At 65.6% G+C, this 9928-nt stretch carries 6 protein-coding genes; 2 read left to right on the top strand and 4 right to left on the bottom strand.

Annotation, left to right across the window (positions count from 1 at the left end; all coding sequences use genetic code 11):
- Positions 1 to 168: 168 nt before the first annotated feature.
- From fusA to rpsL, 3 genes are all read right to left on the bottom strand, one after another.
- Positions 169 to 2247 (bottom strand): elongation factor G, encoded by a 2079-nt coding sequence (gene fusA / locus RTY13_RS17405; protein ID WP_292082327.1) that lies wholly within the window; start codon positions 2245 to 2247, stop codon positions 169 to 171.
- A 150-nt stretch (positions 2248 to 2397) separates the two neighbouring features.
- Positions 2398 to 2871 carry a 30S ribosomal protein S7 gene (rpsG, locus tag RTY13_RS17400; RefSeq protein WP_292082328.1) on the bottom strand — a complete coding sequence of 158 codons (474 nt, stop codon included), beginning with the start codon at positions 2869 to 2871 and terminating at the stop codon, positions 2398 to 2400.
- A 78-nt stretch (positions 2872 to 2949) separates the two neighbouring features.
- The gene (gene rpsL, locus RTY13_RS17395; RefSeq protein ID WP_008260482.1) at positions 2950 to 3324 is read right to left on the bottom strand and encodes a 30S ribosomal protein S12; all 375 of its coding nucleotides are present in this window, start codon (positions 3322 to 3324) and stop codon (positions 2950 to 2952) included.
- A gap of 386 nt (positions 3325 to 3710) precedes the next feature.
- Here rpsL and RTY13_RS17390 point away from each other — a divergent pair, with 386 nt between their 5' ends.
- Both RTY13_RS17390 and RTY13_RS17385 read left to right on the top strand, forming a co-directional pair.
- Positions 3711 to 4331 (top strand): hypothetical protein, encoded by a 621-nt coding sequence (locus RTY13_RS17390; RefSeq protein WP_312785394.1) that lies wholly within the window; start codon positions 3711 to 3713, stop codon positions 4329 to 4331.
- A gap of 64 nt (positions 4332 to 4395) precedes the next feature.
- The gene (locus RTY13_RS17385; RefSeq protein ID WP_312785393.1) at positions 4396 to 5568 is read left to right on the top strand and encodes a hypothetical protein; all 1173 of its coding nucleotides are present in this window, start codon (positions 4396 to 4398) and stop codon (positions 5566 to 5568) included.
- 152 nt (positions 5569 to 5720) lie between these two features.
- On the opposite strand, the gene rpoC is transcribed toward RTY13_RS17385, so the two are convergent.
- Entirely contained in the window at positions 5721 to 9917 is a 4197-nt protein-coding gene (rpoC, locus tag RTY13_RS17380) for a DNA-directed RNA polymerase subunit beta' (protein WP_312785392.1), read from the bottom strand.
- Between the last annotated feature and the right edge of the window lie 11 nt (positions 9918 to 9928).

Here is a 9928-nt window from a genome sequence, read left to right as displayed (position 1 = left end):
CGATCGTGCCGATGTTGCAGTGCGGCTTAGTGCGTTCGAACTTTTCCTTGGCCATTCTCTAGCTCCTGGAGCGTCCCCGAACCGGGGGTCCATTTAGGTTTGGGGATGAGTGGGGCGATTTGTGATCAAACCGCCCCGTTTTCAAGTGGGTCCGTCGAAATGACGGACTTAGGCGTACTTCTTGATCACTTCGTCGGCGACGTGTTGCGGCACCGGCTCGTAGTGGTCGTACTGCATGGTGAACTGGGCGCGGCCTTGCGACATGCCGCGCAGGGTGTTCACGTAGCCGAACATGTTGGCCAGCGGCACGAAGGCGTTGATGACGATGGCGTTGCCGCGCATGTCCTGGCCCTGGATCATGCCGCGACGGCCGTTCAGGTCGCCGATGACCGAGCCGAGGTATTCCTCGGGGGTCACGACCTCAACCGCCATGATCGGCTCGAGCAGCTTGGGCGAACCCTTTTCCTTCAGTTCACGGAAGGCGGCGCGCGACGCGATTTCGAAGGCCAGGACGCTGGAGTCAACGTCGTGGAACTTGCCGTCCGTCAGGGTCGCCTTGAAGTCGATCATCGGGAAGCCGGCCAGCAGACCGTTTTCCTTGGCCGATTCCAGACCCTTCTCGACGCCCGGGATGTATTCCTTCGGCACCGCGCCGCCGACGATGGCGTTTTCGAACACGAAGCCCGAACCGGCTTCACCCGGCTCGAAGGTGATCATGACGCGGGCGAACTGACCCGTACCGCCGGTCTGCTTCTTGTGCGTGTAGTCGATGTCGACCTTGCGGCCCAGGGATTCACGGTAGGCCACCTGCGGCGCGCCGATGTTGGCTTCCACCTTGTAGGTGCGCTTCAGGATGTCGACCTTGATGTCCAGGTGCAGCTCGCCCATGCCCTTCAGGATCGTCTGGCCCGACTCGTGGTCGGTCGAGACGGTGAAGGAGGGGTCTTCCGAAGCCAGCTTGGCCAGAGCCACGCCCAGCTTCTCCTGGTCAGCCTTGGTCTTCGGCTCGACCGAGATTTCGATCACCGGCGCCGGGAATTCCATCTTCTCGAGGATGATGGGCGACTTGATCGGGTCGCACAGGGTGTCGCCCGTGCGGGTTTCCTTCAGGCCGGCCAGAGCGACGATGTCGCCGGCGTAGGCTTCCTTGATGTCCTCGCGGTTGTTCGAGTGCATCTGCAGCATGCGGCCGACGCGCTCTTTCTTGTCACGCGACGAGTTCAGCAGCGACATGCCGGTTTCCATCTTGCCCGAGTACAGGCGGCAGAAGGTCAGCGAGCCGACGAAGGGGTCGTCCATGATCTTGAACGCTAGAACCGACAGGGGCTCTTCGTCCGAGGCCTTGCGGGTGACCGGCTCTTCCGTACGGAAGTCGATGCCCGGGGTGGCCGGAATGTCGGTCGGCGACGGCAGGTAGTCGATGACGGCGTCGAGCAGGGGCTGCACGCCCTTGTTCTTGAAGGCCGAGCCGCCGAGGATCGGGTAGAAGGCGCCGGTCAGAACAGCCTTGCGGATGCACTTCTTCAGCACTTCGACCGAGGGCTCTTCGCCGCCCAGGTAGGCTTCCATAGCGTCGTCGTCGAGCTCGACGGCGTTGTCGATCAGGTACTGGCGAGCGGCGGCGGCTTCGTCAGCCATGTCGGCCGGGATGTCGCGGACGTCGGCGTCGGCGCCGACGGTGTCGGTTTCCCAGACCAGGGCCTTCATCTCGACCAGGTCGATGACGCCCTTCAGCAGGTTTTCAGCGCCGATCGGCAGCTGGATCGGCACGGCCTTGGCGCCCAGACGGTCGCGGATCGACTGCACCGAAGCAGCGAAGTCAGCGCCGATCTTGTCCATCTTGTTGACGAAGACGATGCGCGGAACCTTGTACTTGTCGGCCTGACGCCAGACGGTTTCCGTCTGCGGCTCGACGCCGGCGTTGCCGTCCAGAACGGTCACGGCGCCGTCGAGGACGCGCAGCGAGCGCTCGACTTCAATGGTGAAGTCCACGTGGCCGGGGGTGTCGATGATGTTGAGGCGCTTGCCTTTCCAGAAGGCGGTCGTCGCGGCCGACGTAATGGTGATGCCGCGTTCCTGCTCCTGGTCCATCCAGTCCATGGTCGAAGCGCCGTCGTGCGTCTCGCCCATCTTGTGGTTACGGCCGGTGTAGAACAGGATCCGCTCGGTCGTCGTCGTCTTGCCCGCGTCGATGTGGGCCATGATGCCGAAGTTGCGGTAGTCTTCGATTTTGTGTGTGCGGGGCATTGGAGTTGCCTTCGGGCTGCTTCCCGGACGCGGCGAGCGCCCATTGGTGTCGGATATGACGGCGCGGGCGGTTCAGTCTGAACGCCCGCGCCGGATCGTCTTAGAACGCCGCCGTCCCCATACTTGCGAACAGGGACGGTTTTAAGACGTTTACCAGCGGTAGTGGCTGAAGGCGCGGTTGGCCTCGGCCATCTTGTGGGTGTCTTCGCGCTTCTTGACCGCGGTGCCGCGGTTGTTCGAGGCGTCCAGCAGCTCGGCAGCCAGCTTTTCCGTCATGGTGTTTTCACCGCGCTTGCGAGCGGCGTTGACCAGCCAACGGATGGCCAGGGCGCGACGACGGTCCGGGCGGACTTCGACCGGCACCTGATAGGTGGCGCCGCCGACGCGACGCGAACGGACTTCGACCGACGGAGCGACGTTGTCGAGAGCGGCGTGGAAGGTTTCGACCGCAGTGTGGTCTTTCTTCTTCTCGGCCAGGATGTCGAAGGCGCCGTAAACGATGTTTTCGGCGACGGCCTTCTTACCTTCGTACATGACGTAGTTCATGAACTTGGTGACCACCAGGTCCCCGAACTTGGGATCCGGCAGAACTTCACGCTTCTGGGCGCGGTGACGACGCGACATGGGTTATTCCTTGCAGTGCCCGACTGACGCCGGGAAAATCTCTGAGGGTCCAGACCAGCAGGCCTGAAAGCGGTTCGCTTACTTCGGACGCTTGGCGCCGTAGTGCGAACGACGCTGCTTGCGGTCCTTGACGCCTTGCGTATCGAGCACGCCGCGCAGGATGTGGTAGCGAACGCCGGGCAAGTCCTTCACGCGGCCGCCGCGGATCAGCACGACCGAGTGCTCTTGCAGGTTGTGACCTTCACCGGGGATGTAGCAAACGGCTTCGTAGCCGTTCTTGGCCAGACGGACCTTGGCGACCTTACGCAGAGCCGAGTTCGGCTTTTTCGGGGTCGTGGTGTAGACGCGGGTGCAAACGCCGCGACGCTGGGGCGAACCCTCCAGAGCCGGCACCTTGTTGCGGGTGGGCTTGGGCTTGCGCGGCTTGCGGATCAGCTGGTTGATCGTAGGCATACGATTTGTCTCTTTTCGATGTGGAGGCGTGTGCCTTTCGGCCGGGGCGCCTCATGAGCCTTCTTTTGGACGCCGCCGAAGCGCCGCCCGGGTGTTGATCGAGCGAGCCGGAACAGCCAAACGAAAAAGCCGGAACGCGCGCTTCGGGCGTTCCGGCGGGCACAGCCCGTCCGTTCAGTTGTCACGATCTCAGCAGACGGCGAACCGCCCACGTCTCGAAAGTGCGCGCGATGTACGCGTGATGGGTGAATGCGTCAAGTGATTCACCGCCGCCGCGCCTGGACGGGCGGCGCCGCTCCGCATTCAACGAACACCGGCGCCCGAAATTCGCCACGCTTGCTTCGTCTGCTTATCGCACGAAACGGCGGGGAGGCCAGATGGCGACGATGCGGCGTCACCGAGACAGAGACTACGTGCCGTTGACGGCGCTGGGGGGCGTGGCCCTGGTCCATGCCGCCCTGCTCGCCCCCCTGGCCTTCGGCGCCCTGGGCGCAGCGTTCGAAATCGTCCAAGACGTCGAGGCGCCGGCTATGCTGATCCAGTTGGAGCCTCGCACCGTCCCCGCGGCGTCACCCGTGGCAACGACATCAGCCTCCACGTCTGCTGCGGCCCGCGCCGTGACCGAGCGCCGCCCCCTTCCCTCCCGTCCGGCGCCGCACCGTCCGCTAGCCCTGCCCGACGCGACATCGCCTCCGGCCGAGGTCGTCATGCCCATCGACAGCCGCTGGCGCGTTCGCCCCGCGATCGGCGGGTCGGGCTGGGGCGACTGCCCCGACGCTTTCACCAACCCGTCAGCCCAGGCGCTGTGCAACGAGCGGGATCGGATGCGCCTCGCCGCCGCGACCGTGCGGCGCGCCGGAGCGCCGCCGCCTGCCCCTCTCCAGTCGCCCGACGCGGACCCCAGCGGCGCCTTTGCGCGCACCGCCGCCGCCAACAAGGCTTGGAGCGACTACACCCGCAACGACGGCGCCTATCCGGGGCTCAGATCGCTGTTACGAGATCACTAGGACTCGCCCCTATAATGCCATGCTTGCCTTGGCATCTTTCGCAATGTGGATTGGGGGAGCCGCTATGACTGCCGCCGTTCTGGCTCGTGCGTCCGCGCCGCGCCCTCTTCGTCCGGGTCTGCGCCGCACCCTGATGGCGGGGGCCTCGCTCGCACTGCACGTCGCCGTATTGGGCGCGATGATCCTGCTCGCGGCCGACGAGGATCGCCCTCCCGTCCAGCCGCCTCTGCCTCCGATCATCCAGCTCGAAATCGAACGCCCGCCCCTGCCGCCGCAGTGGCGCCCGCGCCCCCAGCCGCCAGAGCCGCAACGCCAGATCGAGCCGCTGACACAGCCTCCTGTCGAACCCCTCGTCGAACCTGAACCTGAACCGCAGCGGCCCTTGCCGCTTCCCGTCCCGGCGCCCGCACCGATCACGACGCCGAGCCCCCTCCCCACGCTCGCTCCGCCCACCCCGCTGCCGTCGATCCAAGTCGCCCCGCCGGCGCCCCCTGCGCCCAAACCGGTCCAGGCGCCGGCCCAGACGCTGAGCGCCGCCCCGGTTTCGAGGCCGGCCCCGATCACTGCGCCCGCCATCGCCCCCGTCGTCGCGCCGCCGACGCCTCCGGTCGTTGCGCCGCAGCCCACCCCTGCCCCGTCGCCGGCCGCCGCCGCGCCCAGCGTCTCCGCCCCGGCTCTGCCCGCACATCGCCCCGCCAGAAACAAGGACGAGGACGAGGACGAGGCCGCCAGCGGCCCACCGTCGCCGCCGAGCCCGCGCATAGCTATGCCGGCCCCCGGCGGCGCGCCGGCCCCCGCCGCCAGCGGCGTCACCGACGCCTGGCGCTTCAACCCCGAGGGACAGGCCGGCCGCAACGCCCGCGCCCTTCGCACCTCGCCGGCCGGCTGCCCGTCCACCGGCATGCTCACCCAAAGCGAGCGCGACATCTGCAATGAGCGCTTCAACGCTCGGGCCGCCGAGGGCGCCCAGCGCCCGATCACCGGCACAGGCAACGCCCAACGCGACGCCCGTTTCGCCCGCGAGGGTGCGCGCGAGATGCAACGCTATGAGGCCCAACGGCGGCCCCTGGGCGGCGGCGTCGGCGTCCTGCCGCCAGCGGACTGCCCTGGCTCGAACTTCGGCACAGGCTGCGCCGGCGCCCACCTCAGGGAGATCCAGGGCGTCGACATGCGCCAGGGCGCGCGCAGCACGGTCAATGAGGGCGAGCGTCGAACCCTTGAGCGTCCCCCTCAATAGAGGGGGCCTTGGGCCGCGGCCTCTTCGACCTCAAGCAGCCCGAAGGGCGGTAGGCCCAAACGGCCTCAAGCAGCCCAGAGGGCGGTAGGCCAACAAAAAAGGGCGGCGCTGTCACCAGCGCCGCCCTCTTCAGTCTTCAGTTCCGAAACGGATCAGCCTTCCGGCTGCTCCAGTTCCAGGGCCAGGTCGGCCGGCAGCGGCTCGATGGCGTCTTCGCGGGCCTGCGTCAGTTGGGCGTCGCGCTCGTTCGCCAGCTTCTGCAGCGAGCGCAGATAGGCGCCCGTGCCCGCCGGGATCAGACGGCCGACGATGACGTTTTCCTTCAGGCCTTCCAGCAGGTCCTTCTTGCCGTGGACCGAAGCCTCGGTGAGGACGCGCGTGGTTTCCTGGAAGGACGCCGCCGAGATGAAGCTGCGGGTTTGCAGCGACGCCTTGGTGATGCCCAGCAGGACCGGCTGCGTGACAGCCAGACGGCCGCCGCGCTTCTCGACCTTGGCGTTCTCGAAGGCCGCCTCGGCCACCTCGACCGTGTCGCCACGGATCAGGGTGGTTTCGCCGGAGTCGATGACTTCGACCTTCTGCAGCATCTGACGGACGATGACTTCGATGTGCTTGTCGTTGATCGGCACGCCCTGCAGTCGGTAGACCTCCTGCACTTCGTTCACCAGATACTCGGCCAGCGCTTCGACGCCCTGGATGCGCAGCAGATCGTGCGGATCCGGGTTGCCGTCGATGATGTAGTCGCCCTTCTGGATCAGATCGCCGTCGTGGACGGAGATGTGCTTGCCCTTCGGGATCAGGAATTCGACCGCCTCGGCCTGGTTGCCGTCGGCATCCACTTCCGGGGTGATCTTGATGCGACGCTTGTTCTTGTAGTCGCGACCGAACTCAACGCGGCCATCCATTTCGGCGATGACGGCGCAGTCCTTCGGACGGCGGGCTTCGAACAGTTCGGCCACGCGCGGCAGACCGCCGGTGATGTCGCGGGTCTTGGCGCCTTCGGTCGGGATACGGGCGATGATCTCGCCCGGCTTGACCTCGTCGCCGTTCGACACGGACAGGATGGCGCCCACGGGCAGCAGGTAGCGGGCGTCAGAGCCCGAGGCCAGCTTGGCGTAGGTGTCGCCGGTCGTGATGCCCATGGCCGGACGCAGGTCCGAACCGCGGGGGCTGGCGCGCCAGTCGGAAACCACGCGCTGGGCGATGCCGGTCGCTTCGTCGGTTTCTTCGCGGACCGACAGGCCGTCGACCAGGTCCTCGAAGCGAACGACGCCGCCGACTTCCGTCAGGATCGGCGTGGTGTAGGGGTCCCACTCCGCCAGACGCTGACCCTTGGCGATGTCTGCGCCTTCCTTGACGCGGATGCGGGCGCCGTACGGGACCTTGTGGGTCTCGCGGTCCTTGCCGTCCACGACCACGGTGACGACGACGTTGCGGCTCATGGCCACCAGGTCGCCGTGCGGCGCGACAACGGTCGGGCCGACGATCTTGGCCGAACCGGCGTTGGTCGCCTCGTAGAACGAGGTTTCCGCCACCTGGGCCGTACCGCCGATGTGGAAGGTACGCATGGTCAGCTGAGTGCCCGGCTCGCCGATCGACTGGGCGGCGATGACGCCAACCGCTTCGCCGATGTTGACGTTGGTGCCGCGCGCCAGGTCACGACCGTAGCACATGCCGCAGATGCCGGCTTCGGCTTCACAGGTCAGGGCCGAACGGACCTTGATCGACTGGACGCCGGCCTTGTCGATGACCTCGATCTCTTCTTCCTGGAGATAGGTGTCCGCAGGGAAGAGGATCGTGTCGCCGCCCGGCTCCTTGATGTCCTCGGCCGCATAGCGACCCAGGACGCGTTGGCCCAGCGAGACCAGGACGTCACCGCCTTCGACCACGGCGCGCAGGGTGATGCCGCGCGTCGAGCCGCAGTCTTCCTCGGTGACGATGGAGTCCTGCGCCACGTCCACCAGACGACGGGTCAGGTAACCCGAGTTGGCGGTCTTCAGCGCGGTGTCGGCCAGACCCTTACGGGCGCCGTGGGTGGAGTTGAAGTATTCAAGGACGGTCAGGCCTTCCTTGAAGTTCGAGATGATCGGCGTCTCGATGATCTCGCCCGAGGGCTTGGCCATCAGGCCGCGCATGCCGCCCAGCTGCTTCATCTGCGCCTGCGAACCACGGGCGCCGGAGTTGGCCATCATGAAGACGGAGTTGATGTCCGGCTCCTGGCCCGCGATCAGGACGCGCGGCTGAGCGATTTCGCCCATCATCTCGTCAGCGATCTTGTCCGTGGCCTTGGCCCAGGCGTCGACGACCTTGTTGTACTTCTCACCCTTGGTGATCAGACCGTCAGCGTATTGCTGCTCGTATTCCTCGACCTGGGTGCGGGTTTCCGCGACCAGGGCTTCCTTCTTGGCGGGAATGACGATGTCGTCCTTGCCCACCGAGATGCCGGCCTTGGCGGCTTCACGGAAGCCCAGTTGCATCATCTGGTCGGCGAAGATGACCGTCGCCTTCTGACCGCAGTGACGATAGACCTGATCGATCAGGTTACCGATTTCCTTCTTGGTCAGGTTCTTCTCGAGCAGACGATAGCCGATGTTCGGGTTGAGAGGCAGCAGAGCGCCCAGCTTCATCCGGCCCGGGGTCGTGTCGATCACCTTGGTGATCTCTTCGCCCGCAGCATTCATCTCGGTCCAGCGGGCCTTGATCTTGGTGTGCAGCTTGACGACCTGGGCGTCCAGGGCGGCGTCGATTTCACCCATGTTGGCGAACAACTTGCCTTCGCCCGGCTGGCCGTCCTTGACCAGCGACAGGTAGTACAGACCCAGGACGATGTCCTGCGACGGCACGATGATCGGCTTGCCGTTGGCGGGCGACAGGATGTTGTTCGTCGACATCATCAGGACGCGCGCTTCGAGTTGCGCCTCCAGCGACAGCGGGACGTGAACAGCCATCTGGTCGCCGTCGAAGTCGGCGTTGAAGGCGGTGCAGACCAGGGGGTGCAGGCGGATGGCCTTGCCCTCGATCAGCTTGGGCTCGAACGCCTGAATGCCCAGACGGTGAAGCGTGGGCGCGCGGTTCAGCATGACCGGGTGTTCCCGGATCACTTCTTCCAGGATGTCCCAGACCTGCGGCTGCTCGCGCTCGACCATGCGCTTGGACTGCTTGACGGTGCCCGACAGGCCCTTGGCGTCCAGACGCGCATAGATGAAGGGCTTGAACAGCTCGAGCGCCATCTTCTTGGGCAGGCCGCACTCGTGCAGCTTCAGCTCGGGGCCCACGGTGATGACCGAACGGCCCGAGTAGTCGACGCGCTTGCCCAGCAGGTTCTGACGGAAGCGACCCTGCTTGCCCTTCAGCATGTCGGCCAGCGACTTCAGCGGACGCTTGTTGGCGCCCGTGATAACGCGACCGCGACGGCCGTTGTCGAACAGGGCGTCGACCGATTCCTGCAGCATCCGCTTTTCGTTGCGGATGATGATGTCGGGCGCGCGCAGCTCGATCAGGCGCTTCAGGCGGTTGTTGCGGTTGATGACGCGACGATACAGGTCGTTCAGATCGGACGTCGCGAAGCGGCCGCCGTCCAGCGGCACCAGCGGACGCAGTTCCGGCGGAATGACCGGCACGATGGTCAGGATCATCCACTCGGGCTTGTTGCCCGATTCCAGGAAGGCCTCGATCAGCTTCAGGCGCTTGGACGCCTTCTTGGCCTTCATTTCCGACGGGTTGTCGGCCAGTTCGCCGCGGTGGCGCTCGGCCTCGGCGTTCAGGTCGATGCCCATCAGCAGGTTGCGGACGGCCTCGGCGCCGATTTCAGCGGTGAAGCCGTCGTCGCCGTATTCTTCCTGGTAGCGATAGAACTCGTCTTCCGTCAGCAGTTGGTTCTGCTTCAGCGGGGTCAGGCCCGGCTCGGTGACGATGTAGTTCTCGAAGTAGAGGACGCGTTCCACGTCCTTCAGCGCCATGTCCAGCATCAGCGAGATGCGCGACGGCAGCGACTTCAGGAACCAGATGTGGGCGACCGGGGCGGCCAGGTCGATGTGACCCATGCGCTCACGGCGAACGCGAGCCAGCGTGACTTCAACGCCGCACTTCTCGCAGATGATGCCCTTGTACTTCATGCGCTTGTACTTGCCGCACAGGCATTCGTAGTCCTTGGTCGGGCCAAAGATACGGGCGCAGAACAGGCCGTCACGCTCGGGCTTGAACGTGCGGTAGTTGATGGTTTCCGGCTTCTTGATCTCGCCGAACGACCACGAACGGATCTTCTCCGGCGAGGCCAGGGCGATCTTGATCTGGTCGAAGGTCGGCGTGACCGGGACCGGGTTGAAGATGTTCAGGACTTCCTGGTTCATCTTTTTTCCTT

This window comes from Brevundimonas sp. (genome assembly GCF_032055285.1).
Taxonomy (GTDB): Bacteria; Pseudomonadota; Alphaproteobacteria; order Caulobacterales; family Caulobacteraceae; genus Brevundimonas.
This window is presented reverse-complemented; position numbering and strand designations above follow the sequence as displayed.

Bases quoted from the DNA above. Each gene is read 5' to 3' on its own strand.
- RTY13_RS17390 (WP_312785394.1), top strand. From the start codon at position 3,711: ATGCGGCGTCACCGAGACAGAGACTACGTGCCGTTGACGGCGCTGGGG.
- rpsL (WP_008260482.1), bottom strand. From the start codon at position 3,324: ATGCCTACGATCAACCAGCTGATCCGCAAGCCGCGCAAGCCCAAGCCC.
- fusA (WP_292082327.1), bottom strand. From the start codon at position 2,247: ATGCCCCGCACACACAAAATCGAAGACTACCGCAACTTCGGCATCATG.
- RTY13_RS17385 (WP_312785393.1), top strand. From the start codon at position 4,396: ATGACTGCCGCCGTTCTGGCTCGTGCGTCCGCGCCGCGCCCTCTTCGT.
- rpoC (WP_312785392.1), bottom strand. From the start codon at position 9,917: ATGAACCAGGAAGTCCTGAACATCTTCAACCCGGTCCCGGTCACGCCG.
- rpsG (WP_292082328.1), bottom strand. From the start codon at position 2,871: ATGTCGCGTCGTCACCGCGCCCAGAAGCGTGAAGTTCTGCCGGATCCC.